Below are 16014 nucleotides of genomic sequence, written 5' to 3' on the forward strand. Positions count from 1 at the left end.
TTTCTCATCTGTTTACAGGCGCGCTCCGGTATAGCGGACACGCGGGCGGAAAAGCCGGTTTCGGCTGTGCTGTTCAATGACGTGGGCACACAGGCCGACCGTGCGTGCGCTGAAGAATATAGGCGTGTACAGCGGTATTGGGATGCCGAGCATGTAATAGACCGGCGCTGCGTAGTAATCTAAATTCGGATAAAGGCCTTTTTTCTCCCTCATGACGGTTTCGCCGGCTTCACACATATTATAAAGACGGAAATCACCTGAAAGATCAGACAGCTTTTTTAACGCTTCTTTCATCATGAGCGCCCTCGGGTCCATTTTTTTCATGTAGACACGGTGGCCGAAACCCATGATTTTTTCTTTGTTTGCGAGTTTTTGAGTTAATAATTGTGTAAACCCGTCTGTATCCTTCGCTTCCTCAAGCATGTACATAACCGCTTCGTTCGCGCCGCCGTGAAGATTTCCCTTAAGCGAGGCGACGGCTCCGGTCAGAGCGCCGTAAATATCCGATTGCGTCGAAGCGATGACACGGGCCGTAAACGTTGAGTTCGGCAATTCATGCTCACTGTATAAAAGAAGCGACCGGTCGAAGATTTCTTCTTCCAAAGATGACGGCGTTTTTCCGGTAATCATATATAAAAAGTTTGCGCTGTATGATAAGGTTCCGACCGGCGCCAAAGGCTCCAGCCCGTTGATGACTCGATAGCTGTTGACCGTCAGATTCGGCATTTTGCCTATCAGTCCGCGTACACGGTGCTGATTTACGGAAGATGAACGGTCATCGATGTCCTTGTCAAAGCCTCCAAGCGCGGACAAACCCGTCCTCAGTCCGTCCATCGGGTGAGTATGTTCGGGCAGCAGACGGCATATGTGCAAGATTTCCTCGGGAAGGTGTCCGCCGCGCCGAACGTCTTCTTCAAGCGTTGCCTTCTCTTTCGCATCAGGAAGTCTGTCTTCCAATAAGAGATGAACAATGTCCATATAGCCGGCCGTTTTAGAAAGCTCAATCAGATCGTGGCCTTTGATTAAAATACTGCCCTGCTGTGTATCCAGGAAAGAAATCCCCGTTTCCACCGCAATGACGCCATCTAAACCGGGAGAATAAGATTCCATGGTTTCGCTCCTTTGCGCACTTTTTATTGAAGAAGATACTTAGAAATAATCAGCCTTTGAATCTCATTGGTTCCTTCATAAATTTGCGTAACTTTCGCATCCCGAAATAAACGCTCCGCGGGATACTCTTTCATATAGCCGTAACCGCCGTGAATCTGCACAGCCTCCACCGCCGCTTTCATCGCCGCATCGGACGCGAATTGCTTCGCCATAGATGCTTCTTTTCCGCACGGAAGCCCTCGCTGATACAGATCAGCAGCATGATAGACCAATAATTTGGCAGCTTCCGCATTCGTCGCCATGTCAGATAATTTAAATGAAACGGCCTGATTCGAAGCGATGGGTCTGCCGAACTGGCTGCGGGTTTTGGCGTACTCCACCGAGCAGCCGAGCGCCGCTTCGATAATCCCGAGCGCCTGAGCCGCTATACCGATCCGTCCGACGTCAAGGTTTTTCATGGCGATTGAAAAGCCCTCGCCCTCTTCGCCGAGCCGGTTTTCAATCGGAATTTCCGCTTGGTCAAACTGCAATTCGACAGTATTGGAACCTAACAATCCGAGCTTTTTTTCTTTTTTTCCGATAGAAAAACCGGGTGTGTTTTTCTCAACGATAAACGCTGAAATTCCCTTTCTCCCCTTACCCGGATCGGTTATGGCGAATGTCAGATACAGATCTGCCGCTCCGCCGTTTGTAATAAAGATTTTTGAACCGTTCAGAATATATGAACCGCCTTTTCGCACGGCCGTTGTTTTCAGGCTTCCCGCATCAGATCCGGATTGAGGCTCAGTAAGCGCAAATGCCCCAATATATTCGGCCGCTGCCAGCTTCGGAATATACGCTTGTTTTTGGGCTTCTGTCCCGAAATGCAAAATCGGGATTGTCCCTACTGATGTGTGGACGGACAAAATGACGCCGACGGCCGCGCTGACTTTTGATATTTCATGAATCGCTAAAATGTAAGATGTTGTATCAGCACCCGCCCCGCCGTAAGTTTCCGGGACAGGAATGCCCATCAATCCCGCTTCGCCCATTTTTTTAATCAGCCGCTCCGGAAATTCATCTGTTGATTCCATGAGCTCAACCACCGGCGCGATTTCCTTGCGGGCAAAATCACGCACCATTTTTCTCATCATGATGTGCTCTTCTGTAAAATGCATAGCTGCCGTCTCCCCTCATGATCTTTACGTCATCTGCCGTACTCATAAAAACCGCGCCCGCTTTTTTTGCCGAGCCAGCCGGCGCTGACATATTTTCTGAGCAGAGGGCATGGGCGGTATTTCGGATCTCCGAGCCCCGCATAGAGAACCTCCATAATGGAAAGGCACGTATCCAGCCCGATGAAGTCAGCTAATGTTAAAGGACCCATCGGGTGCCGCATGCCGAGCTTCATCACCGCATCAATCGCTTCCTTTGAAGCTGCTCCTTCGTAAAGGCAATAAACGGCTTCGTTAATCATCGGCATTAATATGCGATTAGATATAAAGCCCGGGAAGTCATTGACTTCGACAGGGGTTTTATTCATCCGGACGGCAAGCTTCTTTACTGTTTCCGCCGTTTCTTCCGATGTGGCGAGTCCTCTGATGACTTCGACAAGCTCCATGACAGGAACCGGATTCATAAAATGCATGCCGATTACTTTTTCAGGCCTTTTTGTGGCCGCGGCAAGCTCCGTAATGGGAAGAGAAGACGTATTGCTTGCCAATACGGCATGAGGGGGACAGATTTTATCTAGTGTGTCAAACAATTCTGCTTTTGCTTTTTTGTTTTCGGCAATGGCTTCAATTATAAAATCAGCATCTTCCGCTTCTGTGAGTTCTGCCGGGGAAATACGGCTGAAAACGGCATCTGTCTCCTGCTGTGACTTCCGTCCTTTTGCCTGCTCTTTCTCCAGGTTTGTCTTTATGCGATGAAGACCTTTTGTTACCGTTTCCGGCTCCCAATCGTATAACTTGACGGCAAACCCGGCTTCTGCAGCCGTCTGCGCGATGCCTGCTCCCATCTGACCCGCACCTGCGACCATGATTGTTTTCATCTTCATCCGGCGCTCCCTCCTTTGATCAGTACACCTCAAGCAGGACGGCATCTCCTTGAGCCGCTCCGCTGCATATAGCAGCTACGCCTAAACCCCCTCCGCGACGCTTTAATTCGTATATTAAACTCATGATGATTCTCGCTCCGCTTGCGCCGATCGGGTGGCCGAACGCGATTGCCCCTCCGTTTACATTCACTTTTTCCCGGCTGAACCCGGCTATTTTTTCACTCACCAGCACGACGGACGCAAATGCTTCATTTACTTCAAACAAATCAATATCGTCAACGGACAGTCCGGTTTTTGTCAAGAGCCGGCTGATGGCCTCTCCCGGCGCGCTTGCCAGCTCGGACGCTTCCAGTCCGACTGACGCAAAGCCAAGTATCGCTGCGAGCGGCCTGACATGCTGCTTTGCGGCTTTTTCCTCTGACATCAGCACAAATGCTCCGGCCCCGTCATTTACACCGGGAGCGTTTCCGGCTGTAACCGTTCCGTCGGCTGTAAAAATTGGCTTGAGCGCTGCAAGCTGCTTAAGGCTCGTATCAGGACGCAGCCCCTCATCCGCTTCAACAGTATGCTGTTTGCCTTTTTTGCCGGTCCAGGTGACGGGGACAATTTCTTCACGCAAGTTGCCCGCTTCAGCCGCCTCTGCCGCACGTTTCTGGCTCAAAAGAGCGTAATGATCCTGTTCATCCCGGGAAATGCCGTACTTTTTGGCCGCAGTGCTTCCGTGGACAGCCATATGCACCTGGTCGAACGCACAGGTCAGCCCGTCATGAACCATTAAATCCTGAAACACCCCGTCCCCCATCCTCACACCCCAGCGGCCGGCCGGAATGGCGTACGGAATGTTGCTCATGCTTTCCATTCCGCCTGCAATCAGCACGTTCGCATCTTTCGCCCGGATCATTTGATCACAGATGGTAACGGCCCTGAGCCCTGATGCACAGACCTTATTAATGGTTTCAGCCGGAACGGACCACGGAAGCCCGGCATATCTTGCAGCCTGCCGTGCCGGAATCTGCCCGGCACCCGCCTGGACGACCATTCCCATCACCGCTCCTTCCGCTTCGCTTTCACTGATAGCGGCGCGCTTGATTGCTTCTTTTATGGCAATGCCGCCAAGCTCGGCTGCCTTTACCTCTTTTAATGCGCCGCCAAATTTTCCGAACGGCGTTCTTGCCGCACTGACGATAACCGTTTTTCCCACAATTTTGCCTCACTTTCAATAAGATAAAAGATAACGCTTACACAAAACGCCCTGTTACAATATATGAACCGGCTGACCGAGTTATGAGTGCACCGCCTTTTCCCGCCCATAAAAAAAAGAAGACTGTCTGAACAGTCTTCTCAGCTGCGGCATTCTTCTTTTATAGAAACAGCCAGCTTTGGATAATCGGTAAAAATTGCGTCTGCTCCCGCTTTCATCAGCTGCTTCATATCCTCAGGACGATTGACGGTGAACGGACGGAGCGCCGCTTGGTGTTTTGCAAGATGTTTGATCACTTCAGCGCTGACCGCAGGCGTACCGAGCTTCGGATGATAACCCGAAGCGGGAATGGCGGCAAGATACCGTTCAGGCCGGTACAGCACATCCATTGTCAGCACCGCCCGTTCAATTTCAGGCGCCAGGGCGTGGCAAACCGCGAGACTCTCATGATTAAATGAAGAAAAAATAACGCGCTTTTCCAGTCCGTAATATCTGACTTTTTTAATCACTTCTTCTTCCATTCCTTCGTAACGGAATACACTGTTTTTCAGCTCAATGTTTATCAGAAAATCAGCACGTTCCGCAAAACGCAGCACATCTGACAAAAGCGGAATTCTGACTCCTTTAAAAGAATCTTTCCATTTTCCGGCGGCATCGGCGGTTCTGATTTTGTCATACGCCGTATCTTTCACAAATCCTTTCAAAGACGTCGTGCGGTCGAGGGTTTCATCGTGAATGACCACGATCCGGCCGTCTTTTGTCATCTGTACATCAAGTTCAATTCCGTCAGCCCCGTCCTCAATCGCTTTTTTGAATGCGGGCATTGTATTTTCAGGGCAGTCGCCCGACGCCCCCCGGTGGGCAAAAATATTCGTCATATGTGTCACCTCAGGTGTTTGTCATCGGTTTTCTCTATTATAATCGTTATGCACATAAGGAGGGCGCTATTTACACATATTTTATAATTACCGTCCGCTGTAATAGGTTTCGATTCCGTTTACAACGGCGTCCGCGGCGTGCTCTTGGCCGTTATCGCTTTTCAGCTTGTCCGCATCTTGAGGATTTGTGATAAAACCTAATTCAGCCAGCACACTCGGCATCTTTGAATATGTAATGACATAAAAAGGAGCTTCTTTTACGCCTCTGTCCCTCATCCCTAAAGACGTGACAAGCTGCTGCTGGATGTCGGAAGCAAGCCTTTCGCTGTCTGCTCCTTCATATGTCGAATTAAAATACGTTTCCGTGCCCGATGCCGTTGAGACGGCTGAATTCGTATGGAGGCTGACGAATAAATCGGATTGGCTGGCGCTTGCTTTCGCCACCCGCTCGTCCAAACGTAAAAAAGTATCGTCAGTCCTTGAAGCAACAGGTTTTGCGCCTTCTGTCTCCAATTTGGCGATCACCTTGTTTGACACCGCTAAATTGATGTTTTTCTCAAGCAGTCCATTTCCGCCGGCCCCGCTGTCTTCTCCGCCATGTCCGGCATCGATATAAATGGTTTTCCCTTGCAAAGGTTCAGCTGCATAAGCAGACGGCGCAAGCAGAAGCAGAGCGGCACCGAAGGCAGCAGCGCTTTTTGTCAGTAAACCCACGTTTTTTCCTCCCCGTTTTCACATATCTGTTTCTTTTTTCAGTTCCTCAAGCCGTAATTGTCCGTTGCTCTCTTTTTTATAGGTGATTTGCACCGCCGTATGTTCAGGCAGGGACTGACATTCAAACCGCTTAGCGAACGGCACCTTCACCTCTTGCCTTTCTCCGTCAATTTCGACCGCGATCGTATCGTTTCCGGCCGCTTTTATAAATGTTCCTTCCTGTGTAAATGACGGCGCCGCATCAGCCTCCGCGGTATACTCGCAGCCTGATAGCAGCCATGCGGTGAAGATCAGAAGTATGACAGACTTCACACAGATCACCTCACGTTTTCTCATTCGGCTTTATCTTTGAACAGAATGGCCGATTTGTAAAGGGAGCCTCCATTCCTCCAGCGCTTTTCCATATTTGGAATGAAGGCTATCTGACCTGCTGTTTACCTGAACTTAGAAAGAAAACAAGCTGATCAGTCTATGAAAAAGGTTCTGTCTGAAGGCCGAATATGCAGAATTTAACGGAAACGGACGACTTTCTGTTCATTTTGAAAAAATATCAGATCGGCAAAAAAAAGAGCCGCATCATGCGCTCTCCCGAATAGAAACATTCATATTTATTTTGAGCTTTTCATAAAATGAACGGGACAACTTAAAAGAGCAGCGTATTGGCGGCAATGATGAGAATAATCACTCCGCTCAGCACCGTGCTGAACTGTCCGACGTGAAAAGAACCGATGCGCAATGACGCGGCTTTTTTTCCAAGCGAGCAGCCGATCCATATGGTCAAAAAGCTTCCGACCGCCGCAGTAATGGAAATGGCAGCGGGAGAAAGCCCGATCAAACCCGCGCTTAATCCGTTGGTCAGCGCATTTGCGGATACGGCCACCCCGAGAACCATGGATTCCAATATACCGATTTCTCCCGAACCGTCGGCATCCGCTGCCTCCGGATTTTGCAGCAGACCGGCAAAACGGCCTTTTTTTCCTGACGCGCCAACACGCGCTGTTTTTCTCGGCACAGCCAGCAGAATGATGCGGATACCGATGACAGATAAAATAAACGCCGCCAGCAATACAGGAAGAAAGCCCGGTAAAACGGCTGAAATCCATTTGCCGAAATAAATTCCGATATAACTGAATACAAAACAGATAAAAGCGATCATCATATTCGACGCATGCGATATTTTGATTTTTCTGATGCCGTATGACATCCCCACTCCTAAATTATCAATGCTCGAGGACACTGCCAAACCTAAAATCAATAACCAAGCCATGTTCGTTTCTCTCCATTCTTTGATGTCTTTTCAACATGTTGTGCCGTTGAATCTACACTATCCTATTCAGCAGCACAGAAAAGGTACCTTTTCTGCAAAAATTATTGATTAATGATCATCATTCCGGCGGAAACGAGGTGACACCCTTGACAGAAAATAAAAATAAAACACTGGGGCCCCTTTTAAAATCACTGCTTGATAAGCACTCGCTCTCCATGAGAAAACTCGGCGCCTTAACAAACATTGATACGGCCACCATCTCCCGGATTATAAACGGCAAGCAGAAGGCCAATTTAAAGCATCTTCAGGAATTTTCAAAACATCTCCGCACTCCGCTGGAGGAATTGCTTGAGGCGTCAGGCATAGACATCGGCCATGAAAAAGAAGCTGCGCCGCAAGACCCGATGCACGCGATTCAGGATATGCTGAATATGGCCGAGATGTTTGATCAGCCTTTTTCCCGGGAGCAAATTGAGCGCGAACTGACCAGATATGAACAATATGCCAAAACCCAGCAGGGCCATCGCCTGATTTGCGATGAGTTTCAAAAGAAAATGGACAATGAAGAAAGCGTCGGCCCTTTTATTGATCATTTGAAAAACATGCATCATCAGTATATGGATGAATCAACACCGGCTGAAGACCGCGCGATTCTCGGGAGCGCGCTGCTGTATTATATTTTAGCGACCGACGTCATTCCGGATTACATGTTTCCGATCGGCTACCTGGATGACGCCATCGCCGTTCAAATCGCTTTGAACCGGCTGAAAAAAAAGTAAAGGCGCTTAAAAAAGCGCCCTTTTTGTGTTGAAAAATATGAAACACCGCATTACGGTTTTGTCAAAACAGAGACAGCTGTCATATGATACATCAACCTAACAAAAAGGAGGGTGTCTTCTATGGACAGCAACACAGTTGTGGCAGTGTGCGCTCTGTTAAGTGTTGTGATTCAGATCGGAACGATATTCGCCGCAGGAAAGTGGAAAAAAGAATAAATAAAAACAAATTGACGGTTTTTTCGCACAAGCGTATGCTTATAAATAACCTTGTGAAAGATAAGAAAGAAGATATGCATATGAAAAAAATCATTCTCCTCTTCGCCGCCGCTGTCATATTCAGCTCGATCGGCCATCAAATTTCAGGAGGATATAAAGATCCTGAAAAGGAACGGAGAAAACCGTTTCATTCGTTTAAATGGTTCAGCCGGTCATAATCTCTGGAAGAAGAACAAGCAAAATAATTGCACACAATTAAAACATAAGCTAGAATACGGACGAGTTAAACTCCTAAGGAAGAAGGCGAAATGATGAAGCAAACTTATAAACCGCTGTTTGAACCTTTTACGTTCGAAAGCGGCGTCACCATACCAAACCGTATTTCAGTCGCGCCGATGACACACTATTCATCAAATGATGACGGAACGATTTCCGACCGTGAATTAAGCTACATTACTCCCCGTTCAAAAGAAATGGGCATGGTCATTACGGCATGTGCAAACGTAACGCCGGACGGCAAAGCGTTTCCAGGCCAGCCCGGCATCTATGATGATTCTCACATTCCCGGCTTGAAAAAACTCGCTCGGGCGATCCAGTCTCAAGGAGCGAAAGCCGTTGTGCAGATTCACCACGGAGGATTGGAATGCCCTCCTGAACTCGTGCCAAACAACGACGTCGTCAGTCCGAGCGGCTCAGAAGAAGATGGGAGACAAACGTCCCGGGCTCTCACCGAACAAGAAATTGAGCACATCGTGAAAGCATTCGGCGAGGCGACACGCAGAGCGATTGAAGCCGGCTTTGACGGTGTTGAAATTCACGGGGCAAACGGGTACCTGATTCACCAATTTTATTCACCGAAAACAAACCGGCGCACAGACCGCTGGGGCGGAAGCGATGAAAAGCGCCTTGCGTTCCCGCTTGCAGTCGTTGACGCTGTCAAACGGGCAATTGATACACACGCTGAAAATCCATTCGTTCTCGGCTACCGCCTGTCACCGGAAGAGCCGGAAACACCGGGGCTTACAATGAAAGAAACATTCATGCTCGCCGGCGCGCTTGCAGAAGAGAACTTGGATTATCTGCATATTTCACTGATGGATGTCAATTCCAAAGCCCGCCGCGGAGCGGATACTTCACGGACCCGGATGGATTTATTAAACGAACGCGTCGGCCATAAAGTGCCGCTGATGGCCGTCGGTTCCATCTATACCGCGGAGGAAGCGCTTGCTGTATTAGAAAGCGGAATTCCGCTGGTGGCTCTGGGACGTGTCATTTTGATTAACCCCGAATGGGCGGTGCTGGTCAAAGAAGGCCGCGAACAGGAAATCGAAAAAGCCATTCAAGCATCTGAAATTGAGAAATACCGACTTCCTGAACCGTTATGGGAAATGATTCAGAATACAGGCGGCTGGGTGCCGTTTGAAAAGTAGACTAAAAAAACTGCCGGATGTCCGGCAGTTTTTTTGATTCACAAGTTTTTACCGCTTTGTTTACTCCTATTTCTAACACACAGCGTACATATAGTAAATAGATTAATAGAAAGGAGACCGTATATGATGGCTGGTTTTCCTATTACGATTAACAGTCTTTCCGGAAACGGGGTTGTCAATGTCGGCGGTGCGTTTTCGATAAGTCCTTTAACCGTATCAAAAACCGTCTACGGCTCAGGTGGGGGAAATACAGGGATGGTCCTGCAAATGAATCAATCCAGTACATCTCAATCTTCAAGCTCTCAATACTCTGATCAAAATGTAACGAAAACACTATGACATCTCCATTCCCCTCCCTTTCCGGCTGGCAGCAGCCGGATTCTTTTTGCCGTTTTGTTTAATCTTATTCCATATCACAGCGTACATATAGTTAGTAGACTGTGAGAGAAAGGAGAAAAAATAGAATGAGCGGTTGCCCGATTACGATAAACAACGTATCAGGAAACGGAGTTGTCAATGTTGGCGGCGCCATATCCATCAGTCCGCTGACTGCATCAAAAACCGTTTTCGGTGCCGGAGGGGGAAATATCGGCATTGTCATTCAAAACAATGCTGTGAGCCACTCCAAAATGTTTGAACATCAATTTTCAGATCAGAATATTGTAAAGTCAATTTAAGGGCTGCCATGCAGCCCTTTCAGCATAAATAAAGCAGGCGCACTGATTTCCTGAAACCTTGATCTTTAAACATCAGCGATCACCTTCCCTTGTTTTGAATGATTTCAGTTCAAGGTGAATAGAATGCAGATTGAAAGCATGAGTACTGAAACTCATTAAGGAAAGAAGGAATCGTGATGAAAAAACTTTGCCGGGAAGTTTGGATTGAAGTCGACCTTGATGCGATAAAAAAGAACGTACGGGCGATCCGCCGCCATATTCCGAATACGTCTAAAATTATGGCCGTCGTAAAAGCGAACGCTTATGGCCACGGCTCTGTGGAAGTAGCGCGGCAGGCACTGGAAAGCGGGGCGAGCGAACTCGCTGTCGCCAGTGTCGAAGAGGGAATTGTGTTACGGAGAGCGGGAATTACGGCACCTATTCTTGTGCTCGGCTTCACAGCTCTCAGCTGTGTGAAAAAATCTGCCGTTTGGAACATAACATTATCAGCGTTTCAGGTCAGCTGGATCAAAAAAGCGAATCGGATATTGGAAAAAGAAGCAGATTCGAAACGGCTGTCCATTCATATCAATGTGGATACCGGAATGGGCCGGCTGGGTGTGCGTACGGAAGAAGATCTTTTAGCAGTGGTGAAAGCGCTCAAGTCGAGTACATACCTGTCATGGGATGGCATCTTTACACATTTTTCAACAGCGGATGAACCGGACACTGAGCTGACGATGCTGCAACACGAAAAGTTTATCAGCTTTCTCAGCTTTTTAAAAAATCAAGACATTACGCTGCCTACCGTGCATATGTGCAATACAGCCGCCGCTATCGCATTCCCGGAATTCAGCGCCGACATGATCCGTTTAGGCATTGGGTTATATGGTTTATATCCGTCCGCCTCGATAAAGGAACTGAACCTCGTGGATCTCACACCCGCACTAAGTTTAAAGGCGCGTATTGCTTATGTGAAGGCCATGGCGACAGAGCCCCGGACCGTCAGTTATGGTGCCACATATATCGCCGAACCGGGTGAAATCATCGCGACGATTCCGATCGGCTATGCTGACGGTTACTCCCGCGCCCTGTCCAACCGCGGGTTTATTCTGCACCGCGGCAGACGGGTGCCGGTGGCGGGGAGAGTGACAATGGATATGATCATGGTCAGTTTAGGTGAGAATGAGGGCAAACAAGGAGAAGAAGTCGTCATCTACGGTAAACAACAAGGAGCCGAGATTTCCGTTGATGAAATTGCCGAAATGCTCGGTACGATCAGCTACGAAGTCTTATCTGTGTTAAGCCGCCGCGTCCCCCGCTTTTATTTCAGAGACGGCAAAATCATTAAAATATCAGCTCCGGTATTATACGTGTAGACGTCATAGATCCCGCATTTATGTATAGAACAAGTAACGGCGTGAGTGATTCCCATTGTTTTCGTCAGCAAAATTTCAAAACGCCTTCTCTTCCGCGTTCATGCACGGAAAAGAAGGCGCGAAAAAGGCATTTAGCCAAAAGCTTTGTTACGAAGCTTTATGCTCCAATCTCAGCTTGTCAGCAACCATCGCGATGAATTCTGAATTGGTTGGTTTTGCTTTTGTCATGCAGACAGTGTCTCCATTGTTATATTAAGGTTTTTTTACGTTTCGTTTATTTAAGGTATGAATTTTTGAAGTTTATAGCGTTTTAATCACTAACAATTCTTATTTAAATAATTCAAACGTAAAAATGTCAATAAAAAGGTTTTTTTATTGTCCTAACGAAAATATTCGGTATTTAAACGAAAAAAGACAAGGTTTTTAACCGTGTCACGAATCGCCTTCCAGTTCCGCAACTATTGTAAACAACAAAACAAATTATAGGAGTTAACGGAATAAGTAAAAGAATCCTAACAAGGTCGATTTAAGTAATAAAGGTTTGCCAAAAGATTTTAAAGAACATTCAAAACACAGTAATTGGTCAAAGGTAGCCGAAAAACACAGCGTCACTTTCCGTTATGTTCAATCTGCATATGGAATTACGTGAGATAAAGGAGGAATAATTATGTACTGGAATGGACTTTGATTAACCGGCTACTTCATTTAAAACAAAAAAGAAGAACCGAAGCAATTACACACTTGGTTCTCTATAATACGAAAAGAACTATATTAAGTTTTCACTAAATAGTCCATTCTCCAATTTGCTTTTAATCACAAAATCATAACTATCAATAATTAGAAGATTTTCGTTTTGAAAATCATTCAATTGAATAAGTTGATTTGAATCCCTATTGGTTCTAATTAAAATTTTTAAAACACAATCTCTTTTTTTACTTGCGGTTATTAGTTTATCAATAGCTTCCTCTAGGGTTTCTCCTGCCTTTTGGATTTTTATAGGTACTGGCTTTTCCTCGTAATACTCTTTAAGGAAACCATCTATTCCTTTATTCCTTTGAACCGGTCTTGCACCAACGCTATTTAATATTGCTAGTTCTTCCTCTGTCTTGGTAAGGTACTCTTGTTCTCCCTTTTTAAGTAAGTGAGAATTAGTTTTAATAGGATTATCTAGCCGTTGTTTCGTTAATTCAATTGCATCCTCTGAAATATCTATCCCTATATATTGTCGATTCATAATGTCTGCCGTTACAAGAGTTGTACCACTTCCACAAAACGGGTCCAATACAACGTCTCCTTCATCAGTTGCAACCTTCAATATTTGTTCAAGTAATAGGATTGGTTTTTGAGTGGGATAACCCGTTCTTTCTTTTGCTTTAGGGTTCAAGAACGGAATATTCCAAACGTCTGATAGTGGAACACCTTTTTTCTCTTTTCCTATAATAGGTTTACCATTCTCGTCTAGTTTATAGACTGACTTTGCGTTTTCGTTTCGCACCCTGTCTTGCAGTATTTGGTCAATATTAGTTGTCGCTGAATAATCAGTATATATCGTATTAAACTTAAACTTCTTGGATTTGCTATAAAAATAAATAGTTTGATGATTATTTAATAATCCAACCTTAGAGTTTGACCAACGTTTATAAGCCCAAATTATTTCACTTCGAAATTTATCCATTCCAAAAACTTCATCTAACGCTACTCTTAAATAGTGCGAAGCTGATTTATCACAATGTAAGAATATGCTACCTGACTTCTTTAGAACTCTATGACACTCTAATAACCTATCTTTAATAAAGTTGAAGTATTCTTGTATTGATTCCCAACTATCGTCGAAAGAGTATTCTTTTAAGTTGTCTCTAGCCCTTAGTTTTTGAGTCTTTTGAGTATAAAATGGCGGGTCTAAATAAATTAGGTCTACCGTTTCATCAGGTATATTCTTCAGTTGTTCTAAGCAGTCCCCTAAGAAAATTGACATATAATTATTACTCCTTACTTGCTAGATTTTCCTCCGCTATTTTAGTTAGTATTCCTTTTAAATCAATGTCTGTTACTTTATAAATGTAATCCCATGCAGAGTCACCATAATAGTAATGTCCTTCTGCACCTTGATATAAGGTTTCTAATGTTTGTTGAATACGAATAGCTTGCGTTCTATTTGGATAATAAAACATAATTCGATTTGGCGTATATCCTGCCTCTTTGATAACTTGCATACGGGTATGTTCTTTAGTAATATGGTCTCCATCTGTCGTAGCGTCTCTCCATTTTATCTCATACGCATTTTCACCAACAAGGCAATCTATTTCAAATGTTTTAGGTCGTTGCCCAATTGTGTTGGGTATTTTCACCTTTTTCAATGTATCTTCACCGAACTTATATTCAAAACAAAGTATCGCAGCTTCCTCTAAAAATGAACCAGCATACTTGTAAAGGAAACGCCCCTTATTTTGGTAAATGTCAATCAATTCCCCTTCTTCTAAGGTGACTTTTAAGACTTGATAAATTAAGTAGTGTGACTTATTATCTTTTTCCATATCCTTTACGCGTTTTAACACTTGTTTATTTAGTTTTTCTGCATATGTTTCAGCCAGTTTTCTTACTGCATTTTCTACAACGTTCTTCATATTATCCCCCTACAAGAAAAAAATCTATCCTCAATTATAGCACAACTCTCATTATGAATAATTGTTGTAATTATGTGTTAGTCTTTTTCTTGTATTTATGGTTTCAAGCACTTGATTTTAGGTTTTGATTTTTGCTTGATTGGTTGAAAGGAGGACAACGGCTTGAACAAAAAATCGTTCATCTTACGAGAGACGATAAAAAAATAACATCAATCATAAGAAATAGACAATTCTAAATAAACACTTGATTGTATATCAAGCTAAGGTTTCCGTTTTGTATCGCCCCTATTGAATCGCTAGAATTCCTTTTATACAAGCCTACACACGCAAGTAGCCTACGTTGTACAAATAGTTAAAGAATACTTTTATTCCGCAAGTAATTTGCCACAGGAGTGTCGCTTACAGGCTTATTATAATCGTTTCTATCTGGTCGGGATGATTGACTTTTTTCGATATCTCACTAGAAACTACGTATATTTTTCGCTTTCTGTCTAATATGTGTGGGCTTAACTTTGACAACTTCCTCAATCTGAAATTCTTCTAACATGTACGAAACTAATAGCCGCAATGTTTGTTCATGAATCAATTTTGGTGGAACAATACAACATGAAGTGATCCATATGAAGTTCCATATCTGAAAGTTACAAAAAAAGACACCCCCTCTTATCAGTAAATTTACATACCAATAAAGGAAAATGTCTTTCGGTAAACAAGCGGAATATTTTTCGGTTAAAAAAGCAGTTTTTTCGGTCAAGATACTTCATTTCACAATAAATGTATAACGCTTTAACCCTAGTAATACCAAAGGTTTATTAACGGTTAACTTGCTTTATGCTCCAATCTCAGCTTGTCAGCAACCATCGCGATGAATTCCGAGTTGGTTGGTTTTGCTTTTGTCATGCTTACCGTATATCCGAACAGTGAGGAAATGGAATCAATATTTCCCCTGCTCCATGCGACTTCAATGGCGTGGCGGATGGCCCGTTCTACACGGCTTGCGGTCGTGTTGAATTTTTTGGCGATGTCGGGATAAAGGACTTTTGTGATGCTGCCGAGGAGTTCAATATCGTTATACACCATGGAAATGGCTTCACGCAAATAAAGATAGCCTTTGATATGGGCAGGCACACCGATCTCATGGATAATGCTTGTAATGCTGGCATCGAGATTTTTCCGCTTCGGCTCCGGCTGGCTGCGGATAATGCTGCTTTGCGCAGACGGCGCACGGTGTGTGACACTGCTGACATTTCCGCTTACCTGGCGGATATGGCCGACAAGGTTTTCCATATCAAACGGCTTCAGGATAAAATAGGACGCGCCTAAATCGACGGCTTTTTTCGTTACGTCTTCCTGACCGAATGCCGTCAGCATGATGACGTTCGGCTGCTTCTCGAGCTCTGATTCCCGCAGACGCTCCAAAACCGCAAGTCCGTCCAGATGCGGCATGATAATGTCTAAAACGAGCACATCGGGATTCTTATCTTTAAACAACGAAAGACATTCCTGTCCGTTATAAGCAACGCCGATCACTTCCATATCATCCTGTCCCTCTATATATTCACTCAACAGGCTTACAAGCTCTCGATTATCATCAGCAACACAAACTTTAATTTTCTCCACGTTTCTTCCTCCCCCAATGTATTAACAGGACGCAACCCATTTGACTGCTATATGTTACATTCGACAAAACCACTACTTCCCCTTTTAAAAAATCCATATTTA

At 45.1% G+C, this 16014-nt stretch carries 17 protein-coding genes and 1 pseudogene; 6 read left to right on the forward strand and 12 right to left on the reverse strand.

Annotated elements, in window-relative coordinates:
* Positions 1-12: 12 nt before the first annotated feature.
* From mmgD to ytaF, 8 genes are all read right to left on the reverse strand, one after another.
* Complete coding sequence (gene mmgD, locus OTK50_RS07115) at positions 13-1110, reverse strand: citrate synthase (protein ID WP_224223662.1); 1098 nt, start codon at positions 1108-1110, stop codon at positions 13-15.
* A 23-nt stretch (positions 1111-1133) separates the two neighbouring features.
* Positions 1134-2267, reverse strand: a complete 1134-nt coding sequence (locus tag OTK50_RS07120) for an acyl-CoA dehydrogenase (protein WP_224223663.1) — start codon at positions 2265-2267, stop codon at positions 1134-1136.
* Between the two features lie 29 nt (positions 2268-2296).
* Complete coding sequence (locus OTK50_RS07125) at positions 2297-3148, reverse strand: 3-hydroxybutyryl-CoA dehydrogenase (protein ID WP_038459139.1); 852 nt, start codon at positions 3146-3148, stop codon at positions 2297-2299.
* A 19-nt stretch (positions 3149-3167) separates the two neighbouring features.
* Positions 3168-4349 carry an acetyl-CoA C-acetyltransferase gene (locus OTK50_RS07130; protein ID WP_224223664.1) on the reverse strand — a complete coding sequence of 394 codons (1182 nt, stop codon included), beginning with the start codon at positions 4347-4349 and terminating at the stop codon, positions 3168-3170.
* Positions 4350-4489: 140 nt separating this feature from the next.
* Complete coding sequence (locus OTK50_RS07135; protein ID WP_032874064.1) at positions 4490-5227, reverse strand: glycerophosphodiester phosphodiesterase; 738 nt, start codon at positions 5225-5227, stop codon at positions 4490-4492.
* Between the two features lie 87 nt (positions 5228-5314).
* A complete protein-coding gene (locus OTK50_RS07140) occupies positions 5315-5941 on the reverse strand; it encodes an N-acetylmuramoyl-L-alanine amidase family protein (RefSeq protein ID WP_007612483.1) in 627 nt (208 codons plus the stop codon).
* Between the two features lie 18 nt (positions 5942-5959).
* Entirely contained in the window at positions 5960-6277 is a 318-nt protein-coding gene (locus tag OTK50_RS07145) for a hypothetical protein (RefSeq protein ID WP_014721488.1), read from the reverse strand.
* Between the two features lie 307 nt (positions 6278-6584).
* Complete coding sequence (ytaF, locus tag OTK50_RS07150; RefSeq protein WP_007408366.1) at positions 6585-7208, reverse strand: sporulation membrane protein YtaF; 624 nt, start codon at positions 7206-7208, stop codon at positions 6585-6587.
* Positions 7209-7354: 146 nt separating this feature from the next.
* Here ytaF and OTK50_RS07155 point away from each other — a divergent pair, with 146 nt between their 5' ends.
* The 6 genes from OTK50_RS07155 to alr all read left to right on the forward strand — a co-directional run bounded on the left by OTK50_RS07155 (position 7355) and on the right by alr (position 11668).
* Entirely contained in the window at positions 7355-7987 is a 633-nt protein-coding gene (locus OTK50_RS07155; RefSeq protein ID WP_014418348.1) for a helix-turn-helix domain-containing protein, read from the forward strand.
* Between the two features lie 296 nt (positions 7988-8283).
* Positions 8284-8421, forward strand: coding sequence for a hypothetical protein (locus OTK50_RS07160; protein WP_014470646.1), 138 nt, complete (start codon positions 8284-8286; stop codon positions 8419-8421).
* Positions 8422-8514: 93 nt separating this feature from the next.
* Entirely contained in the window at positions 8515-9633 is a 1119-nt protein-coding gene (locus OTK50_RS07165) for an NADH-dependent flavin oxidoreductase (RefSeq protein ID WP_224223665.1), read from the forward strand.
* Positions 9634-9759: 126 nt separating this feature from the next.
* Complete coding sequence (locus OTK50_RS07170; RefSeq protein WP_007408362.1) at positions 9760-9972, forward strand: spore germination protein; 213 nt, start codon at positions 9760-9762, stop codon at positions 9970-9972.
* A 125-nt stretch (positions 9973-10097) separates the two neighbouring features.
* Entirely contained in the window at positions 10098-10310 is a 213-nt protein-coding gene (locus OTK50_RS07175) for a spore germination protein (protein WP_038459145.1), read from the forward strand.
* Positions 10311-10486: 176 nt separating this feature from the next.
* Positions 10487-11668 carry an alanine racemase gene (gene alr, locus OTK50_RS07180; RefSeq protein ID WP_038459148.1) on the forward strand — a complete coding sequence of 394 codons (1182 nt, stop codon included), beginning with the start codon at positions 10487-10489 and terminating at the stop codon, positions 11666-11668.
* 147 nt (positions 11669-11815) lie between these two features.
* On the opposite strand, the pseudogene OTK50_RS07185 reads toward alr, so the two are convergent.
* The 4 genes and pseudogenes from OTK50_RS07185 to spo0A form a co-directional block, all read right to left on the reverse strand.
* Positions 11816-11911, reverse strand: a pseudogene (locus tag OTK50_RS07185) (hypothetical protein); the annotation flags it as partial.
* A 523-nt stretch (positions 11912-12434) separates the two neighbouring features.
* Entirely contained in the window at positions 12435-13643 is a 1209-nt protein-coding gene (locus OTK50_RS07190) for a DNA-methyltransferase (protein WP_224223666.1), read from the reverse strand.
* A gap of 7 nt (positions 13644-13650) precedes the next feature.
* Positions 13651-14292: an ApaLI family restriction endonuclease gene (locus tag OTK50_RS07195; RefSeq protein ID WP_224223667.1), complete on the reverse strand. Its 642-nt coding sequence runs from the start codon at positions 14290-14292 to the stop codon at positions 13651-13653.
* 819 nt (positions 14293-15111) lie between these two features.
* Complete coding sequence (spo0A, locus tag OTK50_RS07200; protein WP_003153177.1) at positions 15112-15912, reverse strand: sporulation transcription factor Spo0A; 801 nt, start codon at positions 15910-15912, stop codon at positions 15112-15114.
* Positions 15913-16014: the final 102 nt, after the last annotated feature.

This window comes from Bacillus sp. NEAU-CP5, from assembly GCF_026420705.1.
Lineage (GTDB): Bacteria > Bacillota > Bacilli > Bacillales > Bacillaceae > Bacillus > Bacillus velezensis.